Consider the following 15,663-nt stretch of genomic DNA (forward strand, 5'->3'; position numbering starts at 1 on the left):
CGGTCACCCGGACGGCCCTGTTTCCCTTGCCCGAAGGCGAGCGGAAGGAAGAGACTTACTCTTCTTCGCTCTTGTCTTCGTCGGCAGTCGCTTCCTCGGCGGCCGCAGGCGCGGCGGCGTCGGCGGCTTCGCCTTCGGCGGGCTCGATCGAACCGTCTTCGGCGACGACCTCGCCCGGCTCGAGGGCGATGTCGTCCTCGCTGTCGGGCTGGAGCGCGTTGCCGGCCAGTTCGGCCTGCTCGTCTTCATACATCTGCTGGATGATGTCGACGCCCTGCGCCTGCAGCTCGGCCTCTTCGGGCGAACGGGCGACATTGGCCTTGACGGTCACGCTGACCTCGGGGTGGAGGACGACGGTGACGTCGTGCATGCCGATGGTCTTGATCGGGCGCAGGAGCTGGACCTGGCTCTTCTCGATCTTGTGGCCTTCCTCTTCCATCCCGGCGACGATGTCGCGGGTGGCGACCGAACCGTAGAGCTGGCCGGTGTTCGAGGCCTGGCGGATCAGCACCAGCGTGGTGCCGTCCATCTTCTTGGCTTCGGTTTCGGCCACGCCGCGCTTCTCGGCGTTTTCTTTCTCGATCTTCTCGCGGTTGGCTTCGAAGACGGCCTTGTTCGCGGCATTGGCGCGCAGGGCCTTCTTGTTGGGAAGCAGGTAGTTGCGCGCATAACCGTTCTTGACCGTCACGACGTCGCCGATGCCGCCGAGCTTCTCGACGCGTTCAAGCAGGATCACGTCCATGGGTGTTCTCCTTACTTAACGACGTAGGGCAGCAGGCCGATGTGACGCGCGCGCTTGATCGCCTTGGCGAGTTCGCGCTGCTTCTTGGCCGACACTGCGGTGATGCGGGAGGGCACGATCTTGCCACGCTCGGAGATGAACCCCTGGAGCAGGCGCGTGTCCTTGTAGTCGATGACGGGCGCGTCGTTGCCCGAGAAGGGGCACGACTTGCGGCGGCGGAAGAACGGACGGGCCATTAGTTGCGCTCCTTCTTGCCGCGACGACCGTCGCGTTCGTTCTTGCGCAGCTGGACCGAGGGGCCGTCTTCGTGCGCGTCGACGCGGATGGTCATGTAACGGACCACGTCTTCGTTGATGCGGGTCTGGCGTTCCAGTTCCTCGACCGCCGCGGGGGGCGTGTCGAGCCGCAGCATCACGAAGTGCGCCTTGCGGTTCTTCTGGATCTTGTAGGCGAGGCTCTTGAGGCCCCAGTTTTCGGTCTCGATGACCTTGCCGCCATTGTCGGCGATGATCTTCCCGGCGTCTTCGGTCAGGGTGTCCACCTGCGCTTGCGCAAGGTCCTGACGCGCGAGGAAGATATGCTCGTACAGAGCCATATCGTCTTCTCTCTCATTTGGCCGATCGCTGACGGGCGCCCCATGCGCACCGCCCCTCCGGCTGTCGTCGGTATTCAATGTGCAGTGTCCGGGCGGAATCGCTCCCGTCCGGTGCCGCGGGGGCGCCTATGACGAAAAGCACGGACAAATGCAAGTCGGGCGCGCTGGCGAAGACGGGCCGGGCGGCACTTGCCACCCGACCCGCCAACAGTCCCGGGAAGGGGGCTAGAAGCGCAGCCCCACCCCGCCGGTCACCTTGACCGTGTCGAACTCGACGGTGTCGATATTGGCGCGCACGAACGCGGCATCGCCGATGCCGAAGTCCGCGCCGAGCCCAAGCAGGAAGCCGTCGCCAACATCCTCGCCGTCGACCCCGGCTTCGACCGCCTCGACGAACAGCGCGCGCTCGCCCCCCGACAGGCCGAGGTCGTCGGCGGCCTCGTCGGCGATCTTCTCGACGTCGAGATCGACCCACTGATAACCGCCGCGCGCGTAGACCCGGCTGTTCGCGCCGACCCGCATACCGATGATGCCGCTCATGCCATATTCCTGGTCGATCGCGTCGCTTCCAAGGAGGAAATTGCCCTCGATCCCGAGCACCATATTGCCTTCGGTGGGCAGCGTGACGCCCGCGAAGCCGCCGTAGGCGGGGCTGTCGATGTCGGTCGTCGCCGCGAAGCCGACCTCGTTGAAATCGATCTCGTCGAGGTGATGATAGCCTGCCTGCACGCCCGCATAGACGTTGGGCGCGCCGTCCTGCGCCAGCGCGGGGGACGCGATAAGGGCGGCCATTGCCGTGGTAGCGCAAAGAGCAAACTTAAGCATAGTTATCAATCCTTTACTGGCAAAGGCCCAGCCCCGGCGAGGGCGCCGGCGCGGGCCGTTCGCGATTGCAGAGCGGGTGAAATGGCGAACATGGCGCGAGGTTCCGGCGGTTATCGATGAGTTGCAGCAAAAAACGGGTCCGGCCGACGGGCTTGCGCGGGGCGGGCGGGCGATTTAGGCGACGGCGCGACAGGAGGGACTTTCGATGTACGCTTTCATTTTTCCCGGGCAGGGGAGCCAGAAGGTCGGCATGGGCGCCGAACTGGCCGCCGCGAGCCGCGCCGCGCGCGATACCTTCGACGAGGTCGACGAGGCGCTGTCGCAGCACCTGTTCAAGCTGATGACCGACGGCCCCGCCGACGATCTCACCATGACCGCCAACGCGCAGCCCGCGATCATGGCGCATTCGATCGCGGTCCTGCGCGCGAGCGGCATCGACCTTGCCGACAAGGCCGCTTTCGTGGCCGGGCACAGCCTCGGCGAATATTCGGCGCTGTGCGGCGCGGGCAGCTTCGCGCTCGCCGAGACCGCCAGCCTGCTGCGCGTCCGTGGTAATGCCATGCAGGACGCAGTGCCCGTGGGCGTCGGCGCAATGGCCGCGCTGCTGGGTGTCGATATCGCCAAGGCGCAGGAAATCGCGCAAGGCTGCGCCGAGGGGCAGGTGTGCGAGGTCGCCAATGATAATGATCCGGGGCAGGTGGTGCTGTCGGGCCATGCCGAGGCGATCGACCGCGTCGTCGAGCGCGCCAAGGAGATGGGGGCCAAGCGCGCGATCAAGCTGCCCGTGTCGGCGCCCTTCCATTGTTCGCTGATGCGCCCGGCCGCCGACCGAATGGCGGTGGCGCTGGCCGAGCACAAGCCGGTGGCGCCCTCGGTGCCGCTGGTCGCCAACGTGACTGCCGAGGCCTCGTCGGAGGCGCCCGCGATCCTCAGCCAGCTGGTCGAGCAGGTGACGGGCCGCGTGCGCTGGCGCGAGAGCATCCAATATAAGGCGGACAAGGGCGTGACCCATTTCGTCGAGGTCGGCGGCAAGGTTGTCGGCCCGATGGTCAAGAAGATCGTGCCCGACGCGACGGCGACCAGCCTCGTGACGATGGCCGACCTCGAAGCATTTGCGAAGGAAGTCTGATGTTTTCACTCCAAGGAAAAACCGCGCTGCTGACCGGCGCATCGGGCGGCCTCGGGTCGGCGATCGCCAAGGCGCTTCATGCACAGGGCGCGCGGATCGCGCTGTCGGGCTCGAACGAGGCCAAGCTCAAGGCCTTCGCCGACGAGCTCGGCGGCGATCACGTCACGCTGGTCGCGAACCTCTCGGATGCCGACGCGGTCGACGGGCTGGTGCCCGCCGCGGTCGACAAGCTCGGCAAGCTCGACATCCTCGTCAACAATGCCGGCATCACCCGCGACAACCTCGCGATGCGGATGAAGGATGACGAGTGGGACGACGTCATCAAGGTCAACCTCGAGGCCGCCTTCCGGCTGATGCGCGCGGCGGTCAAGCCGATGATGCGCGCGCGCGGCGGGCGGATCGTCAACATCAGCTCGGTGGTTGGCCAGACGGGCAATCCCGGGCAGATGAACTATGTCGCCGCCAAGGCCGGGCTCGTGGGCATGTCGAAGAGCCTCGCGCAGGAAGTGGCGAGCCGCAACATCACGGTGAACTGCGTGGCGCCGGGCTTCATGACCTCGGCGATGACCCATGCCCTGGACGACAAGCAGAAGGACGCGATCCTGTCGAAGATCCCGATGGGCAAGATGGGGTCGGGCGAGGATATCGGCGCGGCGGTCGCCTATCTCGCCAGCGACGAGGCCGGCTACATGACCGGCCAGACGCTGCACGTGAATGGCGGGATGGCGATGGTGTAAGGCGCGGCGACGGGCCGGGTCCGGCCCGGCGCCGTCACCGCCCGGTCAGAAGATCGACTTGAAGCCCGCGTCGTGCAGGCGTTCCATCGACATGTTGGAGCGTCCCGCGACGATCTTGGGGTCCTGCAACTGGGTGATGCGCTGGGCATGGATCCGGCCTTCGGCGTCGATCGCGCGATCGAAGCTGACCCGGCAGTTGCGGGTCAGGTGATCGAGCCCCGAGGCATCGAGATCGCGCGGCTCCACGCGCAGGTCGCTGTCGTCGTCATCGCAGTGAATGACCCCGCAGCGGTGTGCTTCGTTGTAAGCGGTGACGGTTCCTTCGAGCGACATCTGATCGTCTCCTATTTTCCGAGCTCGAGAACGATCGGCCGGGCGGGGTGATGAACGGCGTCCAGTCGAGCCTTTCCTATAGCATAAAGCGCGCCGCCTGCGCACGCATTCCGTCGATTTTTCGTGTCGCTTCAACGAGATGGCGGGGAAGGCGGGGGGCGCACCTTGTCACTGCAAATGCCCTCCCTATATCGCGCTCGAAGCGAATTTTTCTCCGCCCCGACGGGGCAACAGGGGTCTAGCAGAGAGGGAAGTACATCTATGTCCAAAGTCATTGGCATCGACCTTGGCACCACCAATAGCTGTGTGGCCGTCATGGAAGGCGGCAAGCCCAAGGTGATCGAGAATAGCGAAGGCGCGCGCACCACGCCGTCGATCGTCGCCTTCACCAAGGACGGCGAGCGGCTCGTCGGCCAGCCCGCCAAGCGGCAGGCGGTCACCAACCCCGACAATACCGTATTCGCGGTCAAGCGCCTGATCGGGCGCCGGTTCGACGATCCCGTGACCAAGAAGGATACCGAGCTCGTCCCCTACGAGATCGTCAAGGGATCGAACGGCGACGCCTGGGTCAAGGCGGGCGGCAAGGATTTCTCGCCCTCGCAGATCAGCGCCTTCATCCTCCAGAAGATGAAGGAAACCGCCGAAGCCTATCTGGGCGAGACGGTCACGCAGGCGGTCATCACCGTGCCGGCCTATTTCAACGACGCGCAGCGCCAGGCGACCAAGGACGCCGGCCAGATCGCGGGGCTCGAGGTGCTGCGCATCATCAACGAGCCGACCGCGGCGGCCTTGGGCTACGGGATCGACAAGCAGGAAGGCAACAAGACCATCGCCGTTTACGACCTTGGTGGCGGGACCTTCGACATCTCGATCCTCGAGCTGGGCGACGGCGTGTTCGAGGTGAAGTCGACCAACGGCGACACCTTCCTCGGGGGTGAGGACTTCGACGCCGCGATCGTCGAATATCTCGCCGACCAGTTCAACAAGAAGGAGAATATCGACCTTCGCAAGGACCGCCTCGCGCTGCAGCGCCTCAAGGAAGCGGCCGAGAAGGCGAAGATCGAACTGTCCTCGGCGCAGACGACCGAGGTCAACCAGCCCTTCATCACCGCGCGCATGGAAGGCGGCGCCTCTACCCCGCTGCACCTCGTCGAGACGATCACCCGCGCCGACCTCGAGAAGCTCGTCGGCGACCTCATCAAGCGCACCCTCGAGCCGTGCAAGAAGGCGCTCAAGGACGCGGGGGTCGACAAGGACGCCATCGACGAGGTCGTGCTCGTCGGCGGCATGACCCGCATGCCCAAGGTGCGCGAGACGGTCGAGCAGTTCTTCGGCAAGAAGCCGCATACCGGGGTCAACCCCGACGAGGTCGTCGCCATCGGCGCGGCGATCCAGGCGGGCGTGCTGCAGGGCGACGTCAAGGACGTGCTGCTGCTCGACGTCACCCCGCTGTCGCTCGGCATCGAGACGCTGGGCGGGGTCTTCACGCGGATGATCGATCGCAACACGACGATCCCGACCAAGAAGAGCCAGACCTTCTCGACCGCCGACGACAACCAGAGCGCGGTCACCATCCGCGTCTTCCAGGGCGAGCGCGAGATGGCGACCGACAACAAGATGCTCGGCCAGTTCGACCTCGTCGGCATTCCCCCCGCGCCGCGCGGCGTGCCGCAGATCGAGGTCACCTTCGACATCGACGCCAACGGCATCGTCAACGTCTCGGCCAAGGACAAGGGCACGGGCAAGGAGCAGCAGATCCGCATCCAGGCCTCGGGCGGGCTGTCCGATGCCGACATCGAGAAGATGGTCCAGGAAGCCGAGCAGTTCGCCGAGGACGACAAGAAGCGCAAGGAACAGGCCGAGGTCCGCAACCAGGCCGACAGCCTCGTTCACTCGACCGAGAAGCAGCTCGAGGAGCATGGCGACAAGGTCGACGAGGCGACCAAGGCCGAGATCCAGGCCAAGCTGACCGAGCTCAAGGACGCGCTCGGCGGCGAGGACATGGATGCGATCAAGGCCAAGTCCGAAGCGCTCGCCGCCGAGGCGATGAAGCTCGGGCAGGCGATCTACCAGGCCGAACAGGCCGCCGGCGCCGAAGCGCAGGCGGGTGACACCGGCAGCGACGACGCGGGCTCGAAGGACGACGAGGAAGTCGTCGACGCCGAGTTCAGCGAAGTCGACGAAGACGAAAAGGCCAGTTGAGCCATGCGGGCGCCGCTCCTTGCTGAAGGGGCGGCGCCTTCGTGCGTCTGGGGTGGGACGAGATAATGGCCGATACCGACTATTACGAACTGCTGGGCGTCGCGCGCGATGCCGACGCGGGCGACATCAAGCGCGCCTATCGCAAGGCGGCGATGGACTGTCATCCCGACCGCCACAATGGCTGCGTCGACAAGGAAGCGCGCTTCAAGGCGATCAACGAGGCGTATGACGTCCTCAAGGACCCGCAGAAGCGCGCCGCTTACGACCGCTTCGGCAAGGCCGCCTTCGAGGGCGGCGGGCCGGGGGGCGGCAACCCCTTCGGCGGCGGCGGCGCGGGCGCCGATTTCTCCGATATCTTCTCCTCGATCTTCGGCGAGATGGCGGGCGGTGGTCGCGGCCGCGCGCGCCCCTCGCCGGGGCGCGGGGCGGACTTACGCTACGATCTCGACCTCACGCTCGAGGAAGCCTTCGCGGGGACCGAGAAGACGATCACGATCGAGGCGATGGCGCCGTGCGAGCCGTGCGAAGGCAATGGCTCGGCGGGCACCTCGCGACCGGTCGTGTGCGAGACCTGTGGCGGCGCGGGCAAGGTGCGCGCGCAACAGGGCTTCTTTCTCGTCGAACGCGGTTGCCCGGGGTGCAACGGCACCGGGCAGGTCGTCGCCGACCCCTGCCACCATTGCAACGGCGAGGGCCGGATGCCGCGCAAGCGCAAGCTGTCGGTCGACATCCCCGCCGGGGTCGACGACGGCAACCGCATCCGCGTGGCGGGCGAGGGCGAGGCGGGGGTGCGCGGCGCGCCGCGCGGCGATCTCTACCTCTTCGTCCACATGAAGCGGCATCCGATCTTCCGCCGCGAGGGCTCGACGCTCGTCGCCGAGGTGCCGGTCAGCTTCACCACCGCCGCGCTGGGCGGCGAGGTCGAGGTGCCGGGCGTCGACGGCCAGCCGGTCGCCTTCCGGATCAAGCCGGGGATGCAGTCGGGCGAGACACTGCAAAAGCGCGGCGCGGGCATGACGGTGGTCAACTCGGTCGGGCGCGGCGACATGATCGCGCGCATCCACGTCGAGACGCCGGTCAAGCTGTCCAAGAAGCAGAAGGAACTGCTCGAGCAGTTCCGCGAGACCGAAACAGGCGACGAATGCCCCGCCACCAAGGGCTTTTTCGGGCGCATGAAGGAAATGTTCGACGGCTAGCGTGCGCGGCGCGCGCGCGGCCGAGGCGGGCGCGGGGAACCGGCGGCTCGCGGCTGTTGTTGGGGCAACGCAACAACAGGGGACAGATCCATGCGCCATCTCGCCGCCGGCCTTCTCGCCGCCACCCTCATGGCCCCCGCGGCCGCCGCGCAGGACGACACGGTCACGAGCCAGTGCCTCGACGAGCGCGTCTGCGTGCTGTTCGGGCCGGGCGGCAATGTCGCGCTGCATCGCGGGGCCGACGGACTGATCCTCATCGACGACAAATATGAGCGCACCGGCGAGGCGCTGCTCGCCGCCATCGCGCAGTTGAGCGAGGCGCCGCTGAGCTTCGTCGTCAACACCCACTATCATGCCGACCACAGCGGCGCGAACGAGCGCATGCGGATGGCGGGCGGCAAGGTGGTCGCGCATCGCAACGCGGGGCGGCGCATCGGCGAACAGGTCGCCGCGGCGGCCGCGCGCGGCGAGGCGAGCGCCGAGGAATGGATGCGGCTGCCCGTCCTCACCTTCGACAGCGAGATCGACTTCCATCTCAACGGCGAGCGGATCCGGGTGGCGCATGCTCATCATGCGCATACCGATGGCGACAGCATCGTCTGGTTCGAGGACAGCCGCATCGTCCACATGGGCGATATCTACTTCAAGGACGTGACCTGGCCCTATCTCGACCTTGCTGCGGGCGGCTCGATCGATGGGGTGATCGCCGCAGTCCGCGGCGTGCTCGCGCAGATCGACGAGGACTGGACGGTGATCCCGGGGCATGGCCCCGTCGCCACCCATGCGGACCTGCACGCCTATCACGACATGCTGGTCTCGATCCGCAACGCGGTCGCTGCGGGGATCGCGCGCGGCGACGATCTCGCAGCGATCCAGGCGAGCGCCCCCGCCGCCGGCTATGCGGTGGGCGAGGGCTTCATCACCGCCGACAAGTTCATCGAGGCGGTCTACAAGAGCCTGCGCGGCGAGACCGATTATAGCCCCCGCTGAGCCGTGCCCCCCGGCGCCGCGCGGGGTTAGTTGCCCGCGGCCAACAGCTCCTCGAGGCGGCGGCTCACCGTGCCGATGGTATAGGGTTTCTGCAGCACCGCCCGGGCGCGGTGCCGTTCGGGCAGCGAGGCCTGTTCGCCATAGCCGGTAGCGAAGACGAAGGGGATTGCCTCGTCCTCGAGCAGGTCGGCGATGCGGAAGCTGGTGGCATCGCCGAGGTTGATATCGAGCACCGCGAAGTCGGGACGCGCGCGGTCGATCGCGGCGAGCGCGCCTTCGACCGTGGCCTCGGTGGCCACGTGCAGCGCCCCGAGCCGGTAGAGGATGTCCTCGGCATCGAGTGCGATGATGAGGCTGTCCTCGACCAGCAGCACCGTGCGCGCCTCGAGCAGCCGCTCGTTGACGCCGGCGCGGGGATCGGGGGCGGCGGCGTGGGGCGCCGTCGCCGAGCCCGCGCGGGCCTGCTGCCCCTCCTTGCCGCTGCGCAGCGTGAGGTGGCGCGGCGGGATGATGAAGCTCGCGCGCACCCCCTCGGGGAGATAGTCGAGCCGCGCCTTGCCGCCAAGGTCGTAGGGCACGCTGCGCTCGATGATGGTGGTGCCGAACCCTTGGCGACGCGGCGGCTGCACCGGCGGGCCGCCCTGTTCGGTCCAGCGGATATTGAGATGGTCGGTCTCGTCGACATGCCAGTCGAGGTGGACCGTGCCCGAGGTCGACAGGCTGCCATATTTGGCCGAGTTGGTGACGAGCTCGTGGATCACCAGCGCCATCGTCGAATAGGCCTGCGGGTTGAGCAGGATGCCCGGCCCGTCGGTCGAGACGCGGTCCTTGTGCTCGACGAGGAAGGCGGCGACCTCGGCATCGATCAGCTGCTGGAATTGCGCCGGTCCCCAATGGTCCTCGGTGATCTGGTTGTGCGCCCGCGCCAGCGCATGGATGCGCCCGTCGACCATCGTCACGAATTCCTCGATCGAGGTGTCGTCGCTCGGCTTGGACTGGCGGATCAGCCCGCGGATGAGGCTGAGGATGTTGCGCACCCGATGGTTGAGCTCGGCGATCAGCAGCTCCTGCCGGTCGTTGGCCGCCTGCCGTTCGACGCTGGCCTCGTCGGACAGCCGCAGCACCACCTCGATGAGGGTAGCGCGCAGCGTCTCGGCGATGCGCTTTTCGGTCTCGCTGAACGGGCGCGAGCGGCCCTCGACCGTTTCCTTCCACTCGGCGAAGCTCTCGCGCGGGTGGAGGCGCTTGCCGTTGGGGCCGAAACTCGCGGGCTTTTGCGGATTGCCCGCCCAGCGCACCGAGCGGACCCGCTCCTCGCGGAACAGCACGACATAATCGCGCGGGGTGCGGCTGATCGGGATCGCGAGCATGCCCGCGGCGGTGCCGCTATACGTCTCGGCGCCGTCGACCACGTCGGCGATCCGGTCGGTGGCGAAGACCCGCCCCGCGGCGGTGCCGTTGAGCGCTTGGACGATGCGCGCGAACTGCTGGGTGTCGGGGGTGCGCCCGGCAAAGGCGTAATTGCCGTTGATCCAGACCGCGACCCCGTCGGCGGGGACCACCCCGGTGACGATGTCCGAGAACCACTGCGGGTCGCGCAGCAGCGATTCGTCGGTGGCGATCGCGCCGAGCAGCTGGTTCGACATCTCGCGCGCCTGGCGCTCGAGCGCCATCAGCGCCTGCCGCTCGCGCGATTCCACGCGCATCGCGAACAGCTGGCCGAACAGTTCGGCGACCGCGCGCCGTTCGAACCCGGGGCAGCGCGGGCTGTAATGGTGGGCGACGACCATCCCCCACAGCTGGTTGTCGGTGATGATCGACAGCGTGAGGGTGGCCTGCACCCCCATGTTTTTGAGATATTCGATATGGATCGGGCTGACCGAGCGCAGCACCGAGAGCGACAGGTCGATCGGCTCGCCCTCGCCATCGGTCGCGGGCAGAACCGGCACGGGCTCGGCATCGACGTCGGTGATCACCCGCATCAGCGAGCGCAGGTAGAGCGCGCGTGCCTGCCGCGGGATGTCGCTGGCCGGATAGTGCAGCCCGAGGAAGGTGCCGATCCCGTTCTTGGCCGCTTCGGCCACGACCTCGCCCGACCCGTCGGGGTCGAACCGGTAGACCATCACCCGGTCATAACCGGTCAGCGCGCGCACCTGCCGCGCCGCCTCGCGCAGGAACCCGTCCATGTCGGGGGCGCTGTCGAGCCGGCTGACCATCGAGCGGACCATTCCGCTGGCATCGCCATATTCCTTCTCGCGGCTCGGCTCGCCCTCCATCACGATCATGCCCTGCGACATGTGCAGCGCGATGTCGTAGCGTTGCGGATCGTCGTCGTTGAGGCAGAGCCGGAACAGCCGTTCGATGGCATCGGGGCCGCGCAGCAGCGCGAGCCGGTTGCGCAGCGCGTGGATCGCCTCGCCCGAGAGGAACTCCTGCGCGCGCTTGCCGAGCGGGTCGTCCCCGACGGGCAGGAAGTCGCCGAGGTTGGCCGAATAGCGCATCACCTGCCAGTCGATCGAGAAGGCGATGAGGAACCCGACCGGCTGGATCCCGCCCAGCAGGTGGATCGGCTCGCGGTCGCAATTGGTGAGGTCGACGGGCCCTTCGAAGTCTTCGGCTTTGTTCATCGGGCTCCAACATACGCATCGGCGGCGCGCGCGAAAGCCTCGAAGACGAGGATGGCCGCCCGCTCGGCCACGGCGCGGTCAACGGGCGAGGCGAGCTTCTGTTCAAGCAGCGCGACGAAATCGCGCCACGGGGTCGGCCCGGCATGCGCGAGGAAGGCCCGCGGGGCACCTGGGGGCAGGCCACGGCGCAGCACGATCCCGCCGAGCCGCGAGCCCTCGAGCACATAGGCGGCGCCGAGGATGTCGGGGGTACCGAGCAGCGGGGCGAGGACGACGGGCGGGGGCAGGGCGTGGCCGAGGCGGTCGAGGTCGGCGAGCAGCGCGGGGCCGCGGCGATGCTCGGCCCAGCGCGGGATGACGCTCGCCGCGCCGGCATGGTCGAGCGCGGCTTCGACCGGCAGCAGCGCGGCGGCCTGCGCGCGCAGGAACCGCGCATAGTCGTCGCCCCGCGCGAGGTCGAGCGCGGCCAGGCGGCGGTCGAGCGCCTCGTGGCGCGAGGCGGTCGCGGCTTTCAGCGCGGCGCGGACGCTCAAGCGCCGAACACGCGGTCGAAGATGGTGTCGACGCGGGCGAGGTGGTGCTCGAGGTCGAACAGCGCCTCGAGCTCGTCCTCGCGCATGCGCTCGCGCACCTGCGGGTCGGCCTTGAGCAGCTCGAGCAGCTTGAGCCGCCCGTCCGATTCCCACACCCGCATCGCGTTCTTCTGGACGATCGCATAGCTGTCCTCGCGGCTGAGCCCCTTCTGGGTCAGCGCGAGGAGGACGCGCTGCGAGTGGATCAGCCCGCCCATGCGGTCGAGGTTCGCCTGCATGCGCTCGGGGTAGACGATCAGCTTGTCCATCACGCCCGTGAGCCGGGCGAGCGCAAAGTCGAGGGTGATGCAGGCGTCGGGGCCGATGAAGCGTTCGACCGAGCTGTGGCTGATATCGCGCTCGTGCCACAGCGCGACATTCTCGAGCGCCGGGAGCGCATAGGCGCGCACCATCCGCGCCAGCCCGGTAAGGTTCTCGGTCAGCACCGGGTTGCGCTTGTGCGGCATCGCGCTCGAGCCCTTCTGCCCGGGCGAGAAATATTCCTCGGCCTCGAGCACCTCGGTGCGCTGGAGGTGGCGGATCTCGACGCTGAGCCGCTCGATCGAGGAGGCGATGACCGCGAGGGTGGCGAAGAATTCGGCATGGCGGTCGCGCGGGATGACCTGCGTCGAGATCGGCTCGGGGGTGAGCCCGAGCTCAGCTGCGACATGGTCCTCGATGCGCGGGTCGATGTTGGCGAAGGTGCCGACCGCCCCCGAGATCGCGCAGGTCGCGATCTCCTCGCGCGCGCTCTTGAGCCGGGCGAGCCCGCGGTGAAACTCGGCATAGGCCTGCGCGAGCTTCAAGCCGAAGCTGGTGGGCTCGGCGTGGATGCCGTGGCTGCGGCCCATGGTCGGGGTGCGCTTGTGCTCGTGGGCGCGGCGCTTGAGCACCTCGAGGAGCGCTTCCATGCCCTCGATCAAAAGGTCGGCCGACTGCTTGAGCTGGACCGCGAGGCTGGTGTCGAGCACGTCCGAGCTGGTCATCCCCTGGTGCAGCCAGCGGCGCTCGGGGCCGAGCTTTTCGCCCGCCCAGGTAAGGAAGGCGATGACGTCATGCTTGGTCACCGCCTCGATCGCGTCGATCGCGGGCACGTCGATCTCGCCGAGCACGTCCTCGTCATAGGCGCGGCGAATGGTCTTGGCGTCCTCGGCGTCGATCATGCCGATCTTGCCCATCGCCTCGGCGGCGAACACCTCGATCGCCCACCAGATGCGGTAACGGTTCTCGGTATCCCAGATGGCGGTCATCTCGGGACGAGCGTAGCGGGGGACCATGGTGCGCTCCGAATGGCTGTCGTTTCGGCTGCGACTAGCAGGGGGGGCGGGGCTTCACAACCGCCTCACAGGTGCCCCGCCGCGCGCAGGCTGAGCGGCGCCTGCATCGCCCCGACGATGACATGGTCGTGGAGCTGGATGCGCAAGGGCCGCGCGGCCTCGGCGAGCTCGCGCGTCAGCCGGATATCGGCGCGGCTGGGGCTGGGATCACCCGAGGGGTGGTTGTGGACGAGGATCAGCGCCGAGGCGTTGAGCGCCAGCGCCCGCGCCAGCACCTCGCGTACATGCACCGCGCTTTCATCGACGGTGCCTTCGAACAATCGCTCGTTGGCGATCAGGCGGTTGCGCGTGTCGAGGAACAGGCCGCGCACCTCCTCGGTCCCGCGCCACGCCATCTTGGCATGGAGATAGTCGCACACCGCCTGCCAGCTGATCAGCGGGTCGCGCCCCTCGGTGCGCGTCTCGAGCAATCGCCTGGCGCTCGCCTGCGCGATCTTGAGCGCGCCGATCTGCGCCTCGCTCAGCCCCTCCCGGCGCAGCGTGCCGACATCGGCCTCGAGCAATTCGGCATAACCGCCGAACTGGGCGATGAGCCGCTTGGCGAGCGCCTTGGTGTCGCCGCGCCGGACCGTGACGGTGAGCAGATATTCGACCAGCTCGTGGTCGTGCAGCGCGCGCTCGCCCTCGTCGAGGAAGCGCTGGCGCAGCCGCTCGCGGTGGCCGCGCGCGTCGACCGGGGCGGGCAGGTTCATGACGGGCAGGCCGAACGGTGCATGGGCAAGCGCTCCACGAGGATTCGGCAGCGCCAAGGCTAGCGGACGCGGCGCGCGCCGCCAAGGGTCATTGCGCTGCCGTCTCGATCGCGATGCCCGCGGCGACCCGCCAATTTGCGCGCGGCGCGCGCAAAAAGGCGCCGCGGCGTGCCCGCCAGCGGTTGACACTATGGGCCGCGCTTCATAAAGGGGCGGCGCCTCTGGCGGGCTCGTTCGAAGCCCCGGGCCGTCGTGCCAGTTTCAACTCTGAAGCTGGCACTTGGTTTACGGGAGAAATGATGGCCGAGAACGAAACCGACAGGCAGGCGCCCGAAACCCCCGAGGATGCGCGGATCGATTCGCTCGAAGAGCGGCTGAGAAAAGCGCAGCAACGGGAGGCGGAGCGGACCGGTGCCCATCGCCCCAAGCCCGACGATAGCGAGGCCAAGGGCGGGCGGGTGCTGTCCTATCTTCTGGGCGGACTGTTCGGTGGCACCCTCATCGGCTGGACGGTCGACCGTCTCGCCGGCACCGGGGGTGTGGCGCTCATTATCGGCCTGGTCCTCGGGATCATCGGCGGGTTCTGGAGCATCGTGAGAATTTCTACCGGCCAGGTGCCGGGTGACAGGGACGAGTAGAGACGTGGCAGAAGGCGGCAAGATCGATCCGATGCACCAGTTCGAGGTGCAGCCCCTCTTCGGGCAGGGATGGGAAATTGCAGGGTATCAGATCCCCTTCACCAACAGCGCGGCCTGGATGGCGGCGACGCTGGTGGTCCTCGGCGTGTTCATGCTCGGCGGCATGAAGCGCGAGCTGGTGCCGGGGCGCTGGCAGATGGCGGTCGAGGGCTTCACCGGTTTCATCACCGGGATGATCGACACCAACATCGGCAAGGAAGGGCGCAAGTTCGTGCCCTATGTCTTCTCGCTGTTCATGTTCATCCTCTTCGCCAACCTGCTCGGCCTGCTGCCGACCGCGGCGGCGGGGGTCCACGCCTTCACCGTGACCAGCCACATCACCATCACCGGCGTGCTCGCGCTGGTCAGCTTCGCGCTGGTGCTGATCGTCGGCTTCGCGCGGCACGGGCTGCACTTCTTCAGCCTGTTCGTGCCGCACGGCACCCCGACCGTGATGGTCCCGCTCATCTTCCTGATCGAGCTGTTCAGCTTCATGTTCCGCCCGATCAGCCTGGGGCTGCGCCTGTTCGTCGCGATGACCGCGGGGCACATCCTGTTGAAGGTGCTGGCGGGCTTCGTGATCAACGGCTCGGCGGGGGGCATCGCCACGCTCGCGATCGTCTCGATCCCCAGCTTCATCCTGATGATCGGCATCTCAATGCTCGAGATCCTCGTGGCCGGCATCCAGGCCTATGTTTTCGCCCTGCTCACGTCGCTGTACCTCAACGACGCGATCAACCTTCACTAACCGAATTTTTTCAACACAGGAGTTTTATCATGGACGCAGAAGCCGCAAAGCTGCTCGGTGCCGGTCTCGCCGCGATCGGCGTGGGTATGGCCGCCCTTGGCGTTGGTAACGTCTTCGGCTCGTTCCTCGAGAGCGCGCTGCGCAACCCGGCCGCCGCTGACGGCCAGCAGGGTCGCCTCTTCATCGGCTTCGCCGCCGCCGAACTGCTCGGCCTGCTGGCGTTCGTCGTCGCGATGATCCTGCTCTTCGTCGCGTAACTAG

General features: G+C 67.5%; 17 protein-coding genes. 8 read left to right on the forward strand and 9 right to left on the reverse strand.

Annotated features, from left to right (window positions below; translation table 11 throughout):
* Positions 1-55: 55 nt before the first annotated feature.
* From rplI to L8951_RS08965, 4 genes are all read right to left on the reverse strand, one after another.
* A complete protein-coding gene (gene rplI, locus L8951_RS08950) occupies positions 56-742 on the reverse strand; it encodes a 50S ribosomal protein L9 (protein WP_244382667.1) in 687 nt (228 codons plus the stop codon).
* An 11-nt stretch (positions 743-753) separates the two neighbouring features.
* Positions 754-978, reverse strand: coding sequence for a 30S ribosomal protein S18 (gene rpsR / locus L8951_RS08955; protein ID WP_244382668.1), 225 nt, complete (start codon positions 976-978; stop codon positions 754-756).
* Positions 978-1,337 carry a 30S ribosomal protein S6 gene (gene rpsF / locus L8951_RS08960; RefSeq protein ID WP_244382669.1) on the reverse strand — a complete coding sequence of 120 codons (360 nt, stop codon included), beginning with the start codon at positions 1,335-1,337 and terminating at the stop codon, positions 978-980. The genes rpsR and rpsF overlap by 1 nt, the downstream gene beginning before the upstream one ends.
* Before the next feature lie 225 nt (positions 1,338-1,562).
* Positions 1,563-2,129: an outer membrane beta-barrel protein gene (locus L8951_RS08965; RefSeq protein WP_244382670.1), complete on the reverse strand. Its 567-nt coding sequence runs from the start codon at positions 2,127-2,129 to the stop codon at positions 1,563-1,565.
* 238 nt (positions 2,130-2,367) lie between these two features.
* Between L8951_RS08965 and fabD the strand changes: the two genes are divergently transcribed.
* Positions 2,368-3,291, forward strand: a complete 924-nt coding sequence (fabD, locus tag L8951_RS08970) for an ACP S-malonyltransferase (RefSeq protein ID WP_244382671.1) — start codon at positions 2,368-2,370, stop codon at positions 3,289-3,291.
* Positions 3,291-4,028 carry a 3-oxoacyl-[acyl-carrier-protein] reductase gene (fabG, locus tag L8951_RS08975; RefSeq protein WP_244382672.1) on the forward strand — a complete coding sequence of 246 codons (738 nt, stop codon included), beginning with the start codon at positions 3,291-3,293 and terminating at the stop codon, positions 4,026-4,028. The genes fabD and fabG overlap by 1 nt, the downstream gene beginning before the upstream one ends.
* A gap of 45 nt (positions 4,029-4,073) precedes the next feature.
* Here fabG and L8951_RS08980 read toward each other — a convergent pair whose 3' ends face one another.
* Positions 4,074-4,361, reverse strand: coding sequence for a cold shock domain-containing protein (locus L8951_RS08980; protein ID WP_244382673.1), 288 nt, complete (start codon positions 4,359-4,361; stop codon positions 4,074-4,076).
* A 261-nt stretch (positions 4,362-4,622) separates the two neighbouring features.
* Here L8951_RS08980 and dnaK point away from each other — a divergent pair, with 261 nt between their 5' ends.
* The 3 genes from dnaK (at position 4,623) to L8951_RS08995 (ending at position 8,749) form a co-directional block, all read left to right on the forward strand.
* A complete protein-coding gene (gene dnaK, locus L8951_RS08985) occupies positions 4,623-6,563 on the forward strand; it encodes a molecular chaperone DnaK (protein WP_244382674.1) in 1,941 nt (646 codons plus the stop codon).
* Between the two features lie 62 nt (positions 6,564-6,625).
* The gene (dnaJ, locus tag L8951_RS08990) at positions 6,626-7,759 is read left to right on the forward strand and encodes a molecular chaperone DnaJ (protein ID WP_407696412.1); all 1,134 of its coding nucleotides are present in this window, start codon (positions 6,626-6,628) and stop codon (positions 7,757-7,759) included.
* 90 nt (positions 7,760-7,849) lie between these two features.
* On the forward strand, positions 7,850-8,749 hold the full coding sequence (locus L8951_RS08995) for an MBL fold metallo-hydrolase (protein ID WP_244382677.1): 900 nt from the start codon (positions 7,850-7,852) through the stop codon (positions 8,747-8,749).
* Positions 8,750-8,775: 26 nt separating this feature from the next.
* Here the strand turns inward: L8951_RS08995 and L8951_RS09000 are convergent, their stop codons facing one another.
* From L8951_RS09000 to radC, 4 genes are all read right to left on the reverse strand, one after another.
* Positions 8,776-11,376 carry an HWE histidine kinase domain-containing protein gene (locus L8951_RS09000; RefSeq protein WP_244382678.1) on the reverse strand — a complete coding sequence of 867 codons (2,601 nt, stop codon included), beginning with the start codon at positions 11,374-11,376 and terminating at the stop codon, positions 8,776-8,778.
* Complete coding sequence (locus L8951_RS09005) at positions 11,373-11,909, reverse strand: biliverdin-producing heme oxygenase (protein ID WP_244382679.1); 537 nt, start codon at positions 11,907-11,909, stop codon at positions 11,373-11,375. The genes L8951_RS09000 and L8951_RS09005 overlap by 4 nt, the downstream gene beginning before the upstream one ends.
* Positions 11,906-13,225 (reverse strand): adenylosuccinate lyase, encoded by a 1,320-nt coding sequence (gene purB, locus L8951_RS09010; protein WP_244382680.1) that lies wholly within the window; start codon positions 13,223-13,225, stop codon positions 11,906-11,908. Before purB ends, L8951_RS09005 begins: the two co-directional genes overlap by 4 nt.
* A 65-nt stretch (positions 13,226-13,290) precedes the next feature.
* A complete protein-coding gene (gene radC / locus L8951_RS09015; protein ID WP_244382681.1) occupies positions 13,291-13,977 on the reverse strand; it encodes a RadC family protein in 687 nt (228 codons plus the stop codon).
* A gap of 296 nt (positions 13,978-14,273) precedes the next feature.
* On the opposite strand from radC, the gene L8951_RS09020 reads away from it, so the two are divergent.
* From L8951_RS09020 to L8951_RS09030, 3 genes are read left to right on the forward strand one after another with little or no spacing between them, the layout of a single operon-like run.
* Positions 14,274-14,615: an AtpZ/AtpI family protein gene (locus L8951_RS09020; protein ID WP_244382682.1), complete on the forward strand. Its 342-nt coding sequence runs from the start codon at positions 14,274-14,276 to the stop codon at positions 14,613-14,615.
* Between the two features lie 31 nt (positions 14,616-14,646).
* Positions 14,647-15,402, forward strand: a complete 756-nt coding sequence (locus L8951_RS09025) for a F0F1 ATP synthase subunit A (protein WP_244383224.1) — start codon at positions 14,647-14,649, stop codon at positions 15,400-15,402.
* A 29-nt stretch (positions 15,403-15,431) separates the two neighbouring features.
* Entirely contained in the window at positions 15,432-15,659 is a 228-nt protein-coding gene (locus L8951_RS09030; RefSeq protein WP_085217225.1) for a F0F1 ATP synthase subunit C, read from the forward strand.
* Positions 15,660-15,663: the final 4 nt, after the last annotated feature.

Source organism: Sphingomicrobium astaxanthinifaciens, assembly GCF_022865105.1.
Taxonomy (GTDB): Bacteria; Pseudomonadota; Alphaproteobacteria; order Sphingomonadales; family Sphingomonadaceae; genus Sphingomicrobium; species Sphingomicrobium astaxanthinifaciens.